The 19,539-nt window shown below is 51.6% G+C and carries 14 protein-coding genes; 9 read left to right on the top strand and 5 right to left on the bottom strand.

The features are described 5' to 3' along the window. The first annotated feature begins 155 nt into the window (after positions 1–155). The gene (locus tag X474_RS05605) at positions 156–1,265 is read left to right on the top strand and encodes an alanine racemase (protein WP_044347385.1); all 1,110 of its coding nucleotides are present in this window, start codon (positions 156–158) and stop codon (positions 1,263–1,265) included. Between the two features lie 74 nt (positions 1,266–1,339). Here the strand turns inward: X474_RS05605 and feoB are convergent, their stop codons facing one another. After that, on the bottom strand, positions 1,340–3,478 hold the full coding sequence (gene feoB / locus X474_RS05600; protein WP_044347384.1) for a ferrous iron transport protein B: 2,139 nt from the start codon (positions 3,476–3,478) through the stop codon (positions 1,340–1,342). After that, entirely contained in the window at positions 3,471–3,722 is a 252-nt protein-coding gene (locus X474_RS05595) for a FeoA family protein (RefSeq protein WP_044347382.1), read from the bottom strand. Before X474_RS05595 ends, feoB begins: the two co-directional genes overlap by 8 nt. 812 nt (positions 3,723–4,534) lie before the next feature. Here X474_RS05595 and X474_RS05590 point away from each other — a divergent pair. From X474_RS05590 to X474_RS05575, 4 genes are all read left to right on the top strand, one after another. After that, positions 4,535–5,380: an AraC family transcriptional regulator gene (locus X474_RS05590; protein WP_044347380.1), complete on the top strand. Its 846-nt coding sequence runs from the start codon at positions 4,535–4,537 to the stop codon at positions 5,378–5,380. A 135-nt stretch (positions 5,381–5,515) separates the two neighbouring features. Continuing rightward, positions 5,516–6,469, top strand: coding sequence for a DMT family transporter (locus X474_RS05585; protein ID WP_052514900.1), 954 nt, complete (start codon positions 5,516–5,518; stop codon positions 6,467–6,469). 113 nt (positions 6,470–6,582) lie between these two features. After that, entirely contained in the window at positions 6,583–7,758 is a 1,176-nt protein-coding gene (locus X474_RS05580; RefSeq protein WP_052514899.1) for a pyridoxal phosphate-dependent aminotransferase, read from the top strand. A gap of 227 nt (positions 7,759–7,985) precedes the next feature. Then, positions 7,986–9,893, top strand: a complete 1,908-nt coding sequence (locus tag X474_RS05575; RefSeq protein ID WP_082464170.1) for a sugar phosphorylase — start codon at positions 7,986–7,988, stop codon at positions 9,891–9,893. Here X474_RS05575 and X474_RS05570 read toward each other — a convergent pair. Both X474_RS05570 and X474_RS05565 read right to left on the bottom strand, forming a co-directional pair. After that, positions 9,890–10,780, bottom strand: a complete 891-nt coding sequence (locus X474_RS05570) for an HDOD domain-containing protein (protein WP_197281986.1) — start codon at positions 10,778–10,780, stop codon at positions 9,890–9,892. The genes X474_RS05575 and X474_RS05570 overlap by 4 nt on opposite strands. 435 nt (positions 10,781–11,215) lie before the next feature. Further along, positions 11,216–12,142, bottom strand: a complete 927-nt coding sequence (locus X474_RS05565; protein ID WP_044347379.1) for a dihydrodipicolinate synthase family protein — start codon at positions 12,140–12,142, stop codon at positions 11,216–11,218. Between the two features lie 526 nt (positions 12,143–12,668). Here X474_RS05565 and X474_RS05560 point away from each other — a divergent pair. The 4 genes from X474_RS05560 to X474_RS05545 all read left to right on the top strand — a co-directional run bounded on the left by X474_RS05560 (position 12,669) and on the right by X474_RS05545 (position 16,941). Beyond that, positions 12,669–13,247 carry a GAF domain-containing protein gene (locus tag X474_RS05560; protein WP_044347378.1) on the top strand — a complete coding sequence of 193 codons (579 nt, stop codon included), beginning with the start codon at positions 12,669–12,671 and terminating at the stop codon, positions 13,245–13,247. A gap of 495 nt (positions 13,248–13,742) precedes the next feature. After that, the gene (ahcY, locus tag X474_RS05555; RefSeq protein ID WP_231688298.1) at positions 13,743–15,137 is read left to right on the top strand and encodes an adenosylhomocysteinase; all 1,395 of its coding nucleotides are present in this window, start codon (positions 13,743–13,745) and stop codon (positions 15,135–15,137) included. A gap of 261 nt (positions 15,138–15,398) precedes the next feature. Continuing rightward, on the top strand, positions 15,399–16,016 hold the full coding sequence (locus X474_RS05550; RefSeq protein ID WP_044347375.1) for a TetR/AcrR family transcriptional regulator: 618 nt from the start codon (positions 15,399–15,401) through the stop codon (positions 16,014–16,016). 109 nt (positions 16,017–16,125) lie between these two features. Further along, positions 16,126–16,941 (top strand): DUF169 domain-containing protein, encoded by an 816-nt coding sequence (locus X474_RS05545; protein ID WP_044347374.1) that lies wholly within the window; start codon positions 16,126–16,128, stop codon positions 16,939–16,941. Positions 16,942–17,221: 280 nt separating this feature from the next. Here X474_RS05545 and X474_RS05540 read toward each other — a convergent pair whose 3' ends face one another. Continuing rightward, positions 17,222–19,030 carry a metallophosphoesterase gene (locus X474_RS05540; protein ID WP_044347372.1) on the bottom strand — a complete coding sequence of 603 codons (1,809 nt, stop codon included), beginning with the start codon at positions 19,028–19,030 and terminating at the stop codon, positions 17,222–17,224. Positions 19,031–19,539: the final 509 nt, after the last annotated feature.

Below are 19,539 nucleotides of genomic sequence, written 5' to 3'. Positions count from 1 at the left end.
TCCGCCCTCAAAACGGCGGTCAGGGCCGTCGGTGTTGATATTTTAAAAATATCCGCTTGCGGCTTGACAGTTTGGGTTAATCTATGTAACCGGATCATACCTGCCTGAAGATGCAGGGGAGCCTTTTTGCCATCCTCTTCACAAAGGAGCATTCCTTGCAGACCTCTCCGCTTAGAAAGGTTGACACTCCGGCCCTTTTTCTGGACCTGGACATCATAGAGCGCAACCTGGACGCCATGCAGCAAAAAATGACCGGCCTGGGGGTGGATCTGCGCCCCCATATCAAAACCCACAAAATACCTGAATTGGCCCTTTGGCAGATTGAAAAGGGAGCCAAGGGCATAACCTGCGCCAAGCTTTCAGAAGCCCGGGTAATGGCCGGAGCCGGGGTTAAGGATATTTTCATCGCAAACCAGATAACCACACCCTGTAAGATCAGCGGGATATGGGACCTGGCCCGGGAGGTCTGTCTTTCCGTGGGCCTGGACAGTGTTGCCGGGGCCAAAATGCTCTCCGAATTATTCGCGGCCAAGGGCGGTGAACTGGAATATCTGATCGAGCTGGACACCGGCCTGAAGCGTTGCGGGGTATTGCCCGGCGAGCCTGCCTGGAAACTGCACCAGCAGATCAAGGACCTTCCCGGCCTTAAATTCAAGGGGCTTTTCACCCATGCGGGCCATGTCTACGGCTCTGCCAACAGAGAAGAGGTCGAGGCCATAAGCCGGTATGAAAGCCGCCTCACCCAGGAAACCGCTGAGATCTTCAGGCAAAACCAGGTGGAGCCTCAAGTGGTCTCAGTGGGTTCCACGCCCACCATGAAGGTATGGCAGGGTCACCAGGGCATAACAGAGGCCAGGCCCGGCTGTTACCTCTTAAACGACGCCATGCAGGTGGGCATGGGGGTGGCGGAGCTTGAAGACTGCGCTTTGAGCCTGGGGGCCACGGTGATTTCCCGGCCCACCCCGGACCGGGCGGTTATCGATGCCGGAGCCAAGGCCCTGGCCCTGGACAAGGGAGGCCACGGCCTGGAGACTGTAAAGGGGCACGGGGTTATCCCGGGAAGAGACGCCTATCCCGAAAGATTATCCGAGGAGCACGGCATATTGAAAGTCGCGCCGGACGAACCGCTTTCCGTGGGCGACATGGTGCGCATTATCCCCAACCATGCCTGTCCGGTGATGAACCTCTTTGACCGGGCCTATGGCATCAGAAACGGACGCGTGGAAAAGGAATTCGAGATCGCGGCCAGGGGAAAAAGCCAATAAAAAAAGCCCGCACCGCCTTTTATGCGGTGCGGGCGAATCAACTTTGATTCAAGCCCGGTTCTGTGGGCTAAAACCTATCCCAAACCCAGCATCAGCCCGCCCTGGTATGCCAAAAGGGCAGCCAAATAGGCTAGGATGGTTGAGTAGGTGGTTGAGAATACGGCCCAGCCCCAGCTTCCGGTCTCCCTCTTGGTTACAGCCACCGTGACCAGGCAGGGGGCGTAAAGCAGGATAAAAATCATAAGGGCAAAGGCCTTGAGCGGAGACCATTTCGGCGAAGCGGCCAACATGGCGCTCAAGCCCTGAGACTCTTCCGCATCGACCGCGCCCATGCTGTAGGCAGTGCCCATGGTGGAGATGATCACCTCCTTGGCCGCAAAACCGCCGACCAGGGCCACGTCTGTTTTCCAGTCAAAACCCAGGGGAGAGGTGAGATGGGCCAGCCCCTGGCCCATGCGCCCTGCCAGGGACCAGGCCAGGCGGGCCTCGGCCAGATCAGCCTTGAGCTGAGCGGCTTCTTCCTGGGTCCCGGCCTTGGCGATCTTATTTTCAAAACCAGCCACCTGATCCGCTGGCAGGCCGGGAAAGGTCATCAAGGCCCACATCACTATGCTGATCCCCAGGATCACGGTGCCGGCCTTGCGCAAATACTGCCAGGTCCTTTCCCAGGTGTGCAGAACAAGGCTGCGCAGGGTGGGCAGCCGGTAAGGGGGCATCTCCATGACAAAAGGAGCCTGCTCCCCTTTGAGAATCGTCATTCTCAGAATTTTGGCCGCGCCAAGGGCAAAGATCCAGCCGATAATGGTCAAGCCGAACATCATTTCAGCCTGGTGCTTGGCAAAAAACGCGGCTGTAAGCATGGTGAAGACCGGCAGTTTGGCCCCGCAGACCATAAAGGGCACGGTCAGGATGGTGGCCAACCGGGCCTTGGGGTCTTTCAGGGTCCTGGTGGCCATGACTCCGGGCACGGCGCAGCCGCCGCTTATGCCCCCGCCCACAATAAAGGCTATGACGCTGTTGCCGTGCAGGCCGAACATCCTGAGCACCCGGTCCAGCATATAGGCCACCCTGGCCAGGTAACCCGAATCCTCCATCAAAGCGATTGCCAGAAACATAAACAGGATAAGAGGCACAAAGCTCATCACCCCGCCCACGCCGTCTATGATCCCGCTCACCAGAAGTGAACGCAAAAGCCCTTCAGGCACAAGCCAGGAAACCCCATCTCCCAGATAGCCGAAAAGGGCCTCCAGCCAGGACACCGGGGCCCCACTCAAATGAAAGACCATCTGGTAGGTGAGATACAAAACAGCCAACATAAAGGCCGGTCCCACAAAGGAATTGGTGAGCACCCGGTCAACCTTGTCGGACATATCCAGCCTGGGGCGCTTTCGCTGACGAACCGTGCTTCTGAAGATGCCGTTTATATGGCCATAGCGGAAATCGGCGATAACGTTTTCCGCTTCGTCATCCATCAGCTTTCTGATCTTGTCCTGGGCCTTGGCAGTGACCTGAAGCACCTTTTGGACGCCGTCACCCAGGGTTTTGAGCTTTTTGATGACTTCTTCGTCGTCTTCCAGGCACTTCATGGCCACCCAGCGGGGGGTGAGGGGAAGCCAACTTCGGGCCAGGCCGCCCAAGGATTCTTGAATGCCCTTGATGGCCTTTTCCACGTCCGAGCCATATTCAAACCTGCGGGCTATCCACTGGCTTTTATCAAGGCCCCTGTCACGGGCGGCCCGCAGAAGATCTTCCACGCCCTGACCGGTCCTGGCCACGGTGGGTACAATCGGCACACCCAAAAGGCGGCTCAGCTCCTCCACATTTATGCGCATGCCGTTTTTTTCCGCCGCGTCAAACATGTTCAACGCGATCACCACCGGCGCGCCGAGTTCCAGAAGCTGAATGGTGAGGTAGAGGTTGCGCTCCAGGTTGGAGGCGTCCACCACGTCAATGACAACATCCGGGCGATGGTCAATGAGATAGTTCCTGGCCACCACCTCTTCCAGGGTGTAGGCGGTGAGGCTGTAGGAGCCGGGCAGATCCACCACGCGGACCGTGTCCTGCTCCACCTTGACCGTGCCTTCCTTGCTCTCAACCGTTACACCGGGGAAGTTGCCTACGTGCTGTCTGGCGCCGGTAATGGCGTTAAAAAGCGAGGTCTTGCCGGAATTGGGGTTTCCGGCCAGGGCAAAGGTCAGGCCATGCTCACTCATCTGAATCCCTCACAGGCTCCACAAAAATGAAGTCCGCTTCGTTGTTGCGCAAGGTCAGATTATATCCCCTTAGCTTGATCTCCACCGGGTCACGTAAAGGAGCCCGGCCAAGGAGTTGGATTTTGGTTCCAGGGGCCACGCCCATATCCCGAATGCGTCTGCCCAGTTCACCGGTCGCCTTAACCTTGCGCACGACTGCGCTGTCACCAGGGAGCATGCCCCTGATCGTCATCTGCTGATCCATGAGTCTCTCCACCAGCCCGAATGAAAGCCTGTGTGGTCGGGAAGTAAAGCATCCCCCCAATTCACGATGCCTTGAAAAATTCCTGACGGCCTTTCATATGGGCCATGGGCCTTGGAGTTTAAGATATTGTTTTCCCTTGTGGCATTCTAAGATATCCATACAAATATAGTTTGGCAAACTAAAAGAAATGCCGCCTGGAAATAAAAAACCGTTAAGCAAAAGAAAACCGCCGAAACTATAATTTTATAGGAACTCCTCACAACTCACAGTAAAATTGTAAAGATTAAATGTTTCCCACACCAATCCTCAAGGATTGTGCCGGGTATCAGGAATATAACCGCTTAGTTGCTTTTATTGCCTGGCTGAAAAAGCCGGGAAAAGACTTGCGCTGCATCCGGATCAAGGCCGCTGTTCGGCTTCACGGTTTCTTCAGGCTCCCTGCCCCCCCCGGCTGACAAAAATATTAAAGGCCCTTCCCAAATTGGGGGCTTCATGTTTGGGCGGCATCCCGCAGCCAGCCGTTTAAGGGGATCATTTAATGACCACGGCTCTATTGGCGACTACGGGCATCGGCTTGGTGAGGCGGGCTTCCCTTTGAAAATGACTGAGACCGGTTCGAACCAGTCAACTGCCGGATAGCCCACAAAAGAGGTCTCAACCAGGAAACAGGCCCCTGAAAATTCCGCAAATTATTCCGGGTGGAAACAAGGGGCATTGCGTGAGGAAAAGGGCTCTCAAAAAGCGCAATATTATCCAAGCGTGCAAACCCTTATTCGTGTTATACAAGCTTTAAACCAGCCAGGCGTCTAAGGATGGAGGATCACTGTTTGGCTACTCCCAAATACTGGATAAACCCGGGTTTGCCCGGGGTGGAGCTTTTACGCGCCGCACACACCAAACAAAGGTTCACAAGGCACTATCATCGGCGTTTTGCCCTGGGGTGCGTGACCAAAGGCGCGCTGGGTTTCAGTTACCTGGGCCGGGACTTTGTAGCCGGGCCGGGAACCATAAACCTGGCCCTGCCCCAGGAGCCCCATACCGGACATCCGGCCCTTGAACAGGGCTGGTCCTACCGCATGTTTTATCTGGAGCCCGAGCTTATGGTCCAGGCCTTCAGCCGCTTAAGCGGCAGAAAAAAGGGCCTGCCCTATTTTAATTCAGGCGTGATTTCGGATTCTGATCTGGCCCGGGAGATCGCCGATCTGCACCTTGGCCTGGAATTTTACCCCAACCTGATTCTCGAGCACCAGTCCAAATTCCTTAACATACTCACCACCCTGATAACCAGGCATGCCCAGCCCGGGCCCGAACCGGCCTCTGCCTGTTTAAGCCATCCCGCCGTAAAAAGGGCCAGGGAATACCTGGAAGCCCACTTTGATTTAAACCCGGACCTTGATCAGCTGAGCCAAGTTGCGGGTTTGAGCAGGTATCACCTGGTAAGGGTCTTTACCCGTGACACCGGGCTCCCTCCCCATGCCTTTTTGGATCAGCTCCGCATTAAACAAGCCAAAAAGCAAATCAAAGAAGGCCATCCCATAAGCCAGGTGGCCCTTATGACCGGTTTCGGAGACCAAAGCCATTTAAACCGGGTATTTAAAAAGCTCACCGGCATCACTCCCGGCCAATACAGCAAGGCTGTCCAAGAAAACCGGGCCTGAAAAAGACAGAATTCAGACAAAAAGAGAGCGCACCCCCCGGTTCGCCCATCTGCGGCTTTTTTAAGTAAAGCGGGCCGCGTGCGAAAAAAGCCGGATTCACTGCCAAATGAATTGTCTTTTTCAGGGAGTAAAAATATGTCAAAGCAAATAAGAGCCGGTTTTGACCTTGGCCTGGCCATGGTGCTGGTCGGCAGTTCCGTGGTGGCGGGCAAGGTGATAATACAGATTTTCCCGGTTCATCTGGCCAGTTTTCTGCGCTATCTGATAGCCCTGTTGGTGCTTTTACCCCTGGCCTTTAAAGAAATTTCTCAACTAAAAAATGTTTCCCGGTCTGATTGGAAAAAAATCATCCTGATGTCCTTTTGCGGGCAGGTGGCCTTCAGCCTGTTTCTGCTTTGGGGGCTTATGCTCACAACCGCCTCTGACGCAGGGCTGATAACCGGCACCACCCCGGCCTGGGTGGCCCTGGTGGCCTGGCTGGTTTTAAAGGAAAAAATGACCCGCAGGGTGGTCTTGGGAGTGGCCATGTCCCTGGCGGGCATTCTTTTGATCAGCGGTCAGGCCCAAACAGTTGGCCAGGGCTTTAACCTGACGCGCCTTTTGGGCGATCTTTTGATCGCGGGCGCGGTTTTGGGGGAGGCGTTTTTTCTGCTCCTCAAAAAAACCCTGCAAAAGCCTTTCCCTCCGCTTTTACTGTCTTTTGTAATGACCGTCCTGGGGGTTGCCATGTTTTTGCCCATGGCCCTGGTCCAGGTCAAGGGCTTTGATTTCAGGCTGGTTGGAACAAGCCAGTGGCTGGCCCTTTTACATCACGGAATTTTCATTACCGCAGGCGCCTACATTCTCTGGTTCAGGGGAGTGGGCCAGGTGCCGGGAGCCCTGGCCGGAATAATCACGGCGATCATGCCCTTGAGCGCGGTCTGCCTTTCGGTCTTGTTTTTGGGCGAACCCATGACCTGGAGCCTGGCCTTCAGCGGCGTGCTTATTCTGGGAGCCATATTTTGCATGACGCCTTTGAACCTCAAGGAAAGGGGCTCTTGGTTGAAGGCTGTTGCAAACCTGCGCGCAACTGCTATTTTCAAGAAATAAACCCTATAAAACACCCGAAACTGTTTTGGTTATTTCTTGGACAAATTCCCTTAACCAGTCTAGAATCCGGAAACTGTTCAACCCGTTTTTCGCCAAAGCCAAAGGAGGAAAAAGTGCACCGCTTTGCCTCAGAATCAATGCAGAACATAAAGCCCTCTGAACTGGATATTATCTGGGCCAAGGCTGCGGAACTCACCGCCCAGGGCAAGGATATAGTCAATTTTGGCATTGGCAGACCGGACTTTGACACTCCCGCGCCGATCAAGGAAAAGGCCGTCCAGGCCATGAACAAGGGAGAGGTGCATTACACCCTGCCCAGAGGCATGGAAGAACTGCGCCAGGCCATAAGCGATGAGTTAAAACAACGCCACGATGTCTCCTATGACCCTGCCAGTGAAATAATGGTTACTGTAGGCTGTGTGGAGGGCATAACCTGCCTGTTGATGACCGTGCTAGACCCCGGGGACGAGGTTTTGGTTCCTTCGCCGATGTATCCTTTTTATTGGGGCTGGGCCGAATTTCTGGGCGGCCGCACTGTGGAGGCTCCGCTCTCAAGGGAAAACGGCTATCAGATCACCGAAAAGGCCCTGGAAAAAGCTATAACACCCAAAACCAAGGTCATGATCATAAATACACCCTGCAACCCCACCGGGGTGTGCCAGGAGATGGGCGGGCTCAAGGCGGCCGCAAAGGTCGCCCAGAGGCATGATCTATTGGTGATCTCAGACGAAATCTATGGACGTCTCACCTATGACGGGGTGGAGCATATAAGCCTAACCTCCCTGCCCGGTATGAAGGAGCGTACGGTTTTGACCACCAGTTTTTCCAAGGCCTTTGCCATGGACGGATGGCGGGTTGGTTATCTGGCCGGACCGGCTGAGTTGGTAAAGGACATGGATAACGCACACTTAAGGGCATCCACCTGCGCCAGTGTAATCTCCCAGTACGGGGCGATCGAAGCCTTAAGGCTCGGCGAAGAACTGGTTGCCCCCATGCGTGAGCGCCTGGAAAAAAGGCGTGATCTTATCTTTGACATGGTGGATCAGGCGCCGGGCCTGAGCGCGGTGAAACCCAGAGGAGCCTTTTACCTGTGGCTGGAATACGGCGATGTGGGTATGAGCGATATGGATTTGAGCCTTTACCTTTTGGAAAAGGCGCAGGTGGCCGGAATCAGCGGTTCCGCCTTTGGTGCTTCGGTTAAAAGGGGCATGCGGCTTTCCTATGCCACAGACAGAAAGACCATAGAAAAAGGCATGAAACGGCTTATTGCGGCCTTTCAAAACCTTTAAGTGATTGCGTTGGATCTAACCAGCTTTTACCATTATCAATATAAAGTCACACAGGCGGGGCCCTTCATGGGCTCCGCCGCTCAAAACCGGGTCAAGTTAAAGGGCTGTTTTTTGTCCTTCCCCATGGTTGTTTTTCCGGTTGGTCCTTTTTGTTGAGGCGGTTTTCGTTTGCAGTGGAGATTTCTTTGCCAAAACCCGAAGCGCCAAATTAAGCAAAGGAAACGCTCATGCCCAAAGACCCGCTTGAGCCAAAGGCCATAAGAAGCGCCCAAAATGCAAGCCCGACTGAAACCATCCATTCTCAAGAGCCGGATTACGATCGGCCGGTTTTCCAGTTTTCCCGCCGGGACCAGGTGCGCATTCAGGCCAGGCTGCGCTTTTTATATGGGGACGAAACCGCGGCCTGGGCCATGGACGAGCTTAAGCGAATCTGCCAGGTTTACCATGCCCACAAGACACCGGAGCTGATCGAAAAGGAAAAAGGCTTTTCCCCGTCTGAAAGGTTCACCCAAAAGGACGTTATTTTAATCACCTACGGCGATCTCTTAAAAAGCAACGACGATTCTCCCCTGACCACTTTGGGCAGGTTTTGCGATTCTTATCTGGAAGGCAATATCAACACCATACACATCCTGCCCTTTTTCCCCTATTCCTCGGACCGGGGGTTTTCCATTGTCGATTTTGAAACCGTTGACCCCAAGCTCGGCACCTGGGCCGATATCTGGGGCCTTGAGCAACGTTATCAACTCATGTTTGACGGGGTCATCAACCATGTTTCCGCCAAAAGCCGCTGGTTCCAGGAATTTTTAAACGGAAACAGCCGTTACCAGGACTTTTTCATTACCTTTGACTCTCACGATGAACTGACCGAAAACCAGAGAAGGGCCATATTCAGGCCCAGAACATCCGACATTCTCACCCCCTATCAGACCATCAAGGGCAAAAAGTATGTGTGGACCACCTTTTCCAAAGACCAGGTGGACCTCAACTATAAAAATCCCATGGTGCTTTTACGGGTGCTTGAAATACTGCTTTTATATGTGCGTCAGGGCGCGGATATCATCCGGCTCGATGCGGTGACCTATCTTTGGGCCGAGTTGGGCACGAGCTGCGTGCATCTTAAGCAGACCCATGAAATTGTAAAGCTTTTAAGGGATATTCTGGATTGTGTAGCGCCCATGGTGGCCTTGATCACAGAGACCAACGTGCCCCACCATGAAAATATCAGCTATTTTGGCGACGGCACCGATGAGGCCCATATGGTCTACAACTTCGCCCTGCCTCCCCTGGTTCTGCACACCTTTTACACCCAGGACACCACCGCCATATCCCGCTGGGCCGAAAACCTGACCCTGGCCTCGGAGACAGTGACCTTTTTCAATATCCTGGATTCCCATGACGGCATAGGCCTGATGGCCGTAAAGGAGATTCTCTCCCAGGTTCAGATTAAAAACATCATAGAAACGGCAAAGGAAAACGGCGGCTTGGTCTCTTACAAGACCGCAAAAGACGGCACGGAAGAACCCTATGAGCTGAACGTCACCTGGTTCAGCGCCCTTAACAAAACCGACAGCAAGGAAGACCTGGCCTTTCAGGTGAGGCGATTCGTGGCCTCAAGGATCATCTCCTTTGTGATCCAGGGTGTGCCCGGCATCTACCTGCACAGCCTCATCGGCACGGAAAACGATATTCAGGCGGTCATGGCCACTGAGTCCAAAAGGGATATCAACCGAAGGGTTCTGGATTACGAGGCCATTCAAAAGGCCTTGGCCGACCCCTTTTCCAAAATAGCCCGCATCAACCGGGAGTTGGGTAGGCTTATCACCCTGCGCACCAAACAGCCCGCTTTTCACCCCAATGCCAGCCAGCGCGTCTTGAATCTCTCCCCCCAGGTCTTCAGTGTTCTGCGCATTGCCCCGGACAAAAGCCAGCTTATCCTGGCCCTGATCAATGTCACGGACAAGGTGATTAAACTGAAGGTGCCTCTGGATGAAATGGATATAACCGAAACCCACTGGTTTGACCTGGTGAGTGAAATGGAATGGCACACCGCAGAAGACTGCCTTTTTTTGACTCTATTGCCCTATGACGTGGTCTGGCTGGAACCCAAGCAGGCCGGTGAGGCTTTATTTTAAGCCAGGGACATGGAGCTGAAAAAAGACTCTATGCTTTCTTTGGAATCGATTATGCTTGCCTGGACCTTGGCAAGATCGTCTTTATCAAGGCAGAGAATCTGAAAGTCCGATTCGGCGATCTTAGGAGGGGCTTTTTCGTCGCCGTGGCCAATACCCGCCAAATTGGCAATCTGATCAGCCACCTTCAGCATAGCCGTATCCCTGGGATTTGCGCTTTCAGGCACTTTGCTATGGTGGTGCACCGCAATCGGCATAATCACTTCCCTGGGAAACTTCCACCTGTCCAAAAGCATGGCCCCCACCTGGCCGTGATCAAAGCCGATCGCCGCCCTCTCGGCCAGATAAAGGGTGCTGCCGTTTTCATTTTCCAACTGGGAAAGGGCCTTTTCATATTCCTCTAAAAAGAAATGCAACAACACGATCTTGCCCACATCGTGCAGCAGGCCCACCACAAACAGATAATCGGATCCCCTGGCCTTTGCGCAGTATTTTTTCAACTCGTCCATGGCCGTGGCCACGGCCAGGCTATGCAGCCAAAGCCCTTGTGAAGAAAAATTAAGAGGACCCTTACTCTTGGGAAGGTTGCCCAAAACCCCAATGGAAAGTGCCAGGGACTGCACCATATTCATGCCCAACAGGGCCACCGCCCGGTCCAAGCCGGATATAGTCTGGGGAAAGCCATAGTAGGCCGAATTGGCCACTTTCAAAACCTTGGCGGTAAGGGACGGGTCATGGGATATTACCCTGGTCAAGGCCTGGGCATCTGTTTTTTCATCTTCTATCAAGGCCAACACCTTGGCGACGACAGCCGGAATGGTCGGCAATTCGTCTATCTTGGCATAGATTGCTTCCCTAAGTTCCTTGAGTGTCTTATTTTTGGTCTCCAATACCACTTCCGCACCCGCCCCTTTGCTGCAGATTGAACAAAAAACCCCTATGCCCAAAATTATAGCAAATGCCGTCAAGGCCGGAGCATCATAACTCCCAACCGATCGGACAGCAACTGGTTTAACCCGGCGTTGTTCCAATAAACAGGTTTCAGGCTAATAGCATACTAAAAGACAAGGTCATAAAAAAGGCGGCCAGCGGTCTTTTGTGCGCAGAGTCTTTTAAGAACCAAGGACAGACAGGGTGCTAATTTGAAAAATATGAATATTTACAAATAGTTATAATGGATTACGTTCTATTGAACCACCTGCGGGCAGACTCGGGCCCATTTTTAAATTGCCAAGTTACTGTGGTTCGTTAAGGGGGCGTATTTTATTGGCCCCCCGACCTTCCGGGGGGCAACAAATTACAAAGGGACGATGGCTGAGTCTTCTTTACAGAGAAATGGGTTTGGTCAAATCTTTCCCCGGTAATATCCTTTGCAGCAGTCCGGCCAACTGTTCGCTGGTTTTGGGGTCTATGGTGGCTCCGGGGTGACGCACCCGGTTGTGGGCGATAAGGCCGCGCAGGCGGTAGATTTCCTTGCGCACCGCCAGCCCGGGCTGCTGCTCATAGACGATCAACGGTAAGAACCTGGTGTAAAGTTCAAAAAGCTTATCCATATTCCCCTGCCCGGCTGCCCGCACCATGGCCAACAGCACTTCAGGGAAGGCGAACCCGGTGTTAAACCCCGCAGCTCCCCTTTGCAGATCAAAAAAGCCGTATAATGCGCCGAGCCCCACCAGAACCGGGACAGAACGACTTTGCATGCCTTCAAAAAGCGCGGTGAGCTTCTGGCCTGTGGGTGTGGCCTCTTCCTTTATGCAGCCCACTTGCTCCACCTCTTCCACCAGCCGCACAAGCAGATCAACCGGCATCTGCACCTGAGTGGAGGCGGGATGATCCTGCACCACAATGGGAATGGAAATGGAGTCTGAGACATGCTTATACATCTCGAAAATCTTCTGCTGATTGGAGACCGGCTCTTTGTGCGGAGCGATCATGACAGCCGAAGCCCCCTGCTCCTGGGCCATCACGGAAAGGGCCGCTGTGGAGGCCGTGCCAGTATGGCTGGTGCCTGCCACAACCGGAATTTTCCCTTGAGCCGCCTCGACCACGGTTTTTATAATCCCCTTGCGGTCGCTGTCCACCATGCGGTTTGCCTCTCCCAACACACCGAGCACAGTCACGCCCTGAACCCCTATCTGAACCATGAACTGAACCACTTTTCGTAAAGAGTCGTGATCCACCTGATCCTTTTCATCAAAAGGGGTTACCAGGATAGGAAAGACACCCTCAAACTTAGCCGCCTTTTTGTCCATTTCTCCCACTCCGGTTTTCTGGCGCAGATAATCTTTTTGTAATCTCTTTTATTCCCTGAAATTGAATATACCAGGCAGGGCATAAAACCTGTACCAAAACAAAAGCATGAGAGATAATTCCCGAATAAGCCCATAAAATAGATCAATCGCATCTACCTTTCACAAAAGGGCAATCTGCATTTGGCTTATTTTGAAGGTGCTTTTTAAGCAATAATAAAAATATATTATTGTGGAAATATTTAGACTGAAATGACGCTCAAACAATTGACTAAGCCAAAGGAGATGACTCATAATAGTATTAAGGCTAAAAATATATCTATTTAAGCTGAAACTACCCGCAAGCGAACCGGACCGCCCCCTGCTTTTCAGAGCTTTTGGTTCCGTTGGGTTAGTTTTGAAAAGTAGTTAAACTGTTCTGAAGGATTCTCTGAATCTCCCCTAAAGCCTTAAAAAACGGCAGGCATGCTCGGCCGGGAGCTCCAATCGGCTGACAAGGCTAATCACTCCTTCTAAAAGGGAGGATGCCATGCGAAAAGGCAAGAACGTCATCAACTACGAAACCTTGGGAGCAATCAGCCATATCATCAGTTCCGCCTCGGATATGGTGGATGTGTGTCACCATGTGGTGAGTCAGTTGACCACTGCCCTGGAACTCAAGGGATGCGCCATTTTGCTTTTGAACCGCACTTCCAGGGAACTGGAGGTTGCGGCTTCCAACGGCCTTAGCCAGGAGTATCTGCACAAGGGACCGCTTAGCGCGCTTAAATCCATTACCGCATCTTTGGAAGAGGGACCGGTTGCCATTTACGATGTCTCAGACGACCCCAGGATCCAGTACCCCGAAGCCGCGGAAGAAGAGGGTATTGCCTCTATCTTGAGCGTCCCCATCATGCTCAGGGGCAAGGTCCTCGGAGTGCTCAGGCTATACACTGGTGAGCCGTGGGAATTCTCCATGCAGGACATCACTTTTGTGGCTGCCATTGCGGAAATGATCGCGCTTGTCCTGGACAACATCCGCACAACCCATGCCTACAAGACCTCTATTGACGTGCTTAAGACCATGAGGCCAACCACCAGGCCCTACAAGGACGCAATGCAAACCTAGGCATGCGGAAAAAACGGGGGTTCGGCCGGGACCAGCGCGCGCAAAAAAAGGCCGACCCTGCCGCCGGAGGGACCCACACCGAAGCCTCGGCCGATGTGGGTCCTTCCTTTTGCTTTTTTCATAACTTATCGGCCAGGTTTTCACCGGTGTGCTCACACCTCCATTCCTTATGATTGAGTAATTGCAGTTCAAGATCGATTTTATATATTTTTCAGGGATAAAGCCGCATCTCAAGGCCCTTTTTCAAGATTAAACGAATCCCCGTTGGCTAAACTCTTTAGTACAGGTATGATTTAAAGGATCAAAACATACCAAAGGCAGGTTAGTCACGAGATATTCTTACAAATTGTGTACGCCTTCCCCTGCCTGAACCCGGATGAAAAAAATTTTCTGTGCAACTTAAAAGTTTTTAGGATATAAAAAATAACAAGATGAAAAGACCGGGAGAGTTCAATGTCCACTGCAACTCAATTTAAGGAACAGAAAAACTCAAATATGGAATACAAAGTTAAAGACATTGGCCTGGCCGAATTTGGCCGCCGTGAAATAGAGATCGCTGAAAAAGAAATGCCCGGACTCATGGCCACCAGGGAAAAATACGGCCCCGACAAACCGCTCGCCGGCGCCAGGATCAGTGGCAGCCTGCATATGACGATCCAGACCGCCGTTCTGATTCAAACCCTGGTTGCGCTTGGTGCGGATGTACGCTGGGCCTCTTGCAACATCTTCTCCACCCAAGACCATGCCGCTGCGGCTATCGCAGATTCGGGCGTGCCGGTCTTTGCCTGGAAAGGCGAAACCCTGGAAGAATACTGGTCATGCACCAAGCAGGCCCTTACCTGGCCCGACGGCAAAGGCCCCAACCTGATCGTGGACGATGGCGGTGACGCCACCTTGTTGGTTCATCGCGGTTGCCAGGCCGAAGACGATGCTTCCATCCTGGATGAGCCCACAGACAACCACGAGCTTCAGGTCATTAACCAGTTGCTTAAAAAGACCTTGAGCGAGGAGCCCGGCTTCTGGCACAAAATCGTAAAAGATATCCGGGGCGTCAGTGAAGAGACCACAACCGGTGTGCATCGCCTGTATCAAATGGCCGAGAAAAACCAGCTTCTCTTCCCGGCCATCAATGTCAACGACTCGGTTACCAAAAGTAAATTCGACAACATCTACGGCTGCCGGGAATCCCTGGTCGACGGCATCAAGCGGGGCACAGATGTTATGGTGGCCGGTAAGAACGCCATGGTCTGCGGGTTCGGCGATGTGGGCAAGGGCTCGGCCGAGGCGTTGGCCTCACACAGGGCCAGGGTCTGGGTCAGCGAAGTTGACCCCATCTGCGCGTTGCAGGCCCTTATGGCGGGCTACAAGGTGGTCACTGTGGAGGATGCCCTCCCCTTTGCCGACATCTATGTAACTTGCACCGGCAACTGCAATGTGATCACAGCCGAGCATATGGCCAACATGAAAGACCAGGCCATTGTCTGCAACATCGGGCACTTTGACAATGAAATCCAGGTATCCAAGCTGATCGCCTGGCCCGGAGTGGAAAGAATCACCATCAAGCCCCAGGTGGACAAATTCCTGTTCCCGGACGGCCATTGCATCTATCTGCTGGCTGAGGGACGCCTGGTGAACCTGGGTTGCGCCACCGGCCATCCCAGCTTTGTGATGTCCAACTCCTTTACCAACCAGACCCTGGCTCAGATTGACCTGTGGAAAAATGAGCACGAGGTCGGCGTCTACACCCTGCCCAAGAAACTGGACGAGGAAGTGGCCAGGCTGCACTTGGGCCAACTCGGCGCCAACCTCACCAAGATGAGCCAGGAGCAGGCTGATTATATAGGGGTGCCTGTGGACGGGCCCTTTAAGCCGGATCACTACCGCTACTAAGCCTGGTTGTTTCGCTGAAAAAGGCGAGCTTTTGTCAGGTAGAAAACCAGATGAAATGCGGCCTCATCCCCTACCGGGGGGTGAGGCCGCTTTTTTTGACTGCGGGTGATGGTCGATCAGGCCAAACGATACTTACTGGTTGGCTTTTACCTGACAGCGAAAAAATCAACACCGTCCAGTGGCTTTTCGGATTGACAAGCCGCTATTAAGCACCTACAGTGAACGCGTTCACTTAAATTACGTATTCACCAGCAAAGGACTATGACAGGCTCCCCCCAAAAGACCCACAGACAGATGCAAAAAGAGGATACCCGCAGAATAATCCTGAATACTGCTTATCAACTTTTTGTAGAAAAAGGCTACGCCAAAACCACTATGCGCTCTTTGGCCCAAAAGGCGGGCGTGGGTTTGGGCACCATATCCAAACATTTCCCAGATAAAGCCTCACTTTTAATCACAGCTTTTGAGGGTGACCTGAACCGGATAATAAATGATTCCTTTAATAACCTGCCCTCTAGCGGCCTGAAAAACCAACTGCTCCAGCTAATCGAGTCCATTTATGCATTTCATAGTCGAAAACCTGCTTTTTCACGGGCCCTTTTAAGGGAGGTTCTTTTCCTGGGCGGACAGTACGGAGAGGTGTTGGAGTCCCAAGTGTATATTTTTTTGGGAAGGATTGAGGGGCTGATCCAACAGGCAATAAACAATAATGAAATAGATTCAAAAATAAATCCCCAGGTGGGGGCCCACGCTTTTTGGTCTTTTTACTTTCTATTGCTTATTGCTGGGCTTAAACAATCTTCATTTGACATTAAGCAACAAATAAAAAGTATGGAATTATTTTTAACCCAACATTTCTATCTTCATAAAAAGATTTAATCAAGTCTAAAGTTAATTAATCAATAAACGGCACGAAACATTATCGCCTGGTTCACATATTTTCATGGGCTTTTTATCAAGCAAGCTCCCAATTAATACGGAGGTTAAGATGGAAAGCAAGATTGTAAAATACCTTAAGCCAGAATATGAACCTGTTGCAGTTGTTTGGAGTGACACCATTCCCCCTGATGCCGTGCAGTATAAAAAAGGGAGATTTGGCTGCATTTTATATTTATTCGCAGAGGCTTCCACCCGAGGCAGGGTGACAGGCGGCAGCCGTGAGACCATTGTCTGTCCGGGCGGACGCGCGGCTTTGGGTTTTGGGATGGAGTTCGATAAATCAGCGGAACTGTTGGACCGTCATGCCGCATTATTCAGCAAAGGCCTGAAATCCGCAAAAAACCAGGCTGCCTACCAAGCTAAAATGGATTCCGCTCCAGCAGCTTGGAGGGATATGTATCTATATGGTGAACGCAGGCATCTGAACGCACAGTTGGCCAGGCAATGGATTTTGTATGGCTTACCCCATTTTGAGATTCCATATGAGTATGTACTTTTCAAGCCCTTAAGCCAGGTCTCTTCCGATGAAAACATCCGCGCTGTTATTTTCCCCCTAAACCCGGTTGAGCTTTCCGGTCTTATAACCCTGGCAGGCTCGGTCATGCAAGGAACAGATCCAGTAAAAGTTCCCCAAGGCGCTGATTGCAACAGCATTACCGCATTCGCCTATGCTGAATACGAATCAGAATCCCCCAGAGCAGTATTGGGCATGTTGGGGGTTGACGGTCGAGAGGCGGTGCAAAAACGTTTTAAAAATGATGTCATGACTCTCACCCTGCCCACACCGCTTTTTCAACGTTTGGAACAGGAGGCAATAGATTCGGTGTTAACGATTCCCTCCTGGAAAAAAGTAGCAGCGCGTTAAAAAGATTTCACCCATAAGGGTAAATTATTTTTGGCTCTCAAATGCAAAGATAATTTGTATCCATAGTGAAAATATTTGTAAGTTTATTTTTAATTTATCACAAAAAGTTCATTGACTTTAGCGTTAAGGAAAACAGTATAACCCGTCAGTGCTACTATTTTATGCTAAATCGGGTTAATCCAGCAGATCTTGCAACTCTAACGGTTTCGGTCATGCAGGGAACAGATCCCGTCAGAGTTCCGTAAGGTGCGGAGGTTGATTCAGGTAATTTTTCTTTTCCCTACCTGGGGAGAGGCCCCATGTAAAGAGATCCCATATAGTAACGGCCACCGGCAAAAGGAAGCATCCAGTTTTCCACCCGCCTGGGATCAGACTGTTTGCGACGAATATTTATGCCCCAGCTTTCATTCGGTGTTATCCGGTCTACGCCGAATTGAGCCAAAGGCATCCGCATCTCAACAAACCATGCTCGCTCCTCCTGCCTGGTTGCGATCAGAGCTTCCACATCCCAGTCTGTCCGGCGAATACTCTCATGGACACCGGTTTCAATCAGCTCCTGGTCAAAAACTGATCCATCAGGGTTAACCATAATCTTATATGACCGGTATTCCTTGCCGCTTTGTTTTGGAGGCGCCAGGAGCAGGCCTATATGATCATCTCTGAGAATGGTTTTCTGGTCCCTTTTTCTGTTTCCGGTCAATCTGGTCTCTGATTCCTGCTCACGGCAGATGGCCGAAACATAGAGATAGTTGTCGTCATAAGAGAGATGAAAAACAAAGTCATCATCCTTTTTGACAACACCTTTCTTCTTTTTACTGAAAAAAACGGTTTCTCCCTTTTTTCTTAATTCCTTTTCATCAACAATGCCGTCAATGACAATCGGTGATTCGGCACGAGTGCATACGGCCCGCCGTTTGAACCAAAGGCCGCGTTTCAGGGTATAGGTGCGTTCGGCCTTAAAAGGCATCTTCAATGAAAAACGGGGGGCCGGGTACAAGGGGCCATGGCAAGCTGCCTGGACGTTTACGGTCCTCTCTTCGCCGGGCTTAAGTTGAACGGGGATGGAAGCTGGCTCCAATCTCCACCCTTCAGGGATTTTCCACTTCAATACCCCATCAACAGGCAGGCTGTCATGGGGATTTTTTATGGTGAACGGGCATGGGCTAGGCTGGACAGTAAGATCGTCGCCTACTTCAATGGCGGATTTTGCCCGCCAGGCATCTGATATTATTCTTTTGGCCATTATCAGGTCATCGGCGGTCATAACATCGTGCGGCAGTATTGATTCGTTTTTAATCGGGGCTATGTGAATAGCCTTATCATCAATTGTCACCCAGGCGAAATGGTATTTGAAACCAGTCAGTTTGGAATAGGCTGAGCCGCCGGAACTACCCATGCTGGTGTAGAGGATGCCGTCATATTTACCCGAAAAATAAAGATGATAATGACCGGTGAATACGGCATCGACTCCATATTGTTTAAAAAGCATGTGTAAGGGGTCGGGCTTGCCTTGGGCCAGGGATTCGAACCAGAAGGGTTTATGAAGAAAGACCAGGGTATAAGGTGCATCCTTTCCCTGTTGCAGCATCTTTTCAAGCCACTTTATTTTTTCAGGCGGCAGTTCCCCATTGCCTTCCCAGCGGCCGTTTTCCATCACTACTATATAGACTCCGCAGTGGCTGAAAGCATAATTGACCGGACCAATATTCTTTTCGTACAGCCTGTACGGCGCTTCATTATCAGCACCCCAGATGTCGTGGTTGCCAGGCGTATGGTATATGGGAGCGCTCAGGGGTTTCAGCAGGGAAAGGTATTCCTTCCACTGCGCACGGACTTGCGCAACATCATCGGTATAGCCTTCGATCATATCCCCGACCGTCATGGTGAAATCAGGCCGCAGGCGCTCGATCTCGGTAATGATCTCCTTGTATACTCCAGGTGAATGGCCGCCGGTTCGATCACCGATAACCGCAAAACGCACCGGACCCTTGAACTGCTCTCCGGCATGGCTGGTTACGGATAGGGTTATCAGGATGAGTATGGATACAAGAACCGTGCCGAAAGAAGCCAACCTATGATTTTTCTTCACAATCCCCTCTTTGACAAATTCAAGAGTATGATTCCACTCACGAAGCCTTTATAACAGAAACATCTGACAACAGCGCCGCCTCTAAAGCATTAAGAAACAAAGCTGGCAAGCATGATGGTTCCCGTATGATGCAAGGTTAAGATATCTGCTGATTTTCTTCTCCCGCAATTAAAATTAGAAGCCTCTTTCCCCTGCTCAAGCACACCAGGTTTAATCATGTAACATAATCTAAGCCGTAGTGGATAAAGAATGAGAAAAAATACAGCTGGCTGATTCGTTTTAACAAACTAAAGAGATCATTCAGTTTTGAGCCTTGAAGACAAGGAGAATAATTTGGCCCCCTGAGAATTTCCCTTGAGGGGCCAGATATAGCTTTGACCTTTTTGGTGAAAAAGTTTAGACCTGGGTTGGGATATTCGTTCAGTGGGGCCTTACCCGTGACCGCGTAGCCAATTGTTAAGATTCAATAATATCAGGCCAATCTTTTTAGGAGTGTCAGGAATTTCGTG

This window comes from Dethiosulfatarculus sandiegensis (genome assembly GCF_000931935.2).
Classification (GTDB): Bacteria; Desulfobacterota; Desulfarculia; order Desulfarculales; family Desulfarculaceae; genus Dethiosulfatarculus; species Dethiosulfatarculus sandiegensis.
The sequence above is the reverse complement of the archived record's forward strand: the minus strand, read 5'-3'. Positions and strand labels throughout refer to the sequence as shown.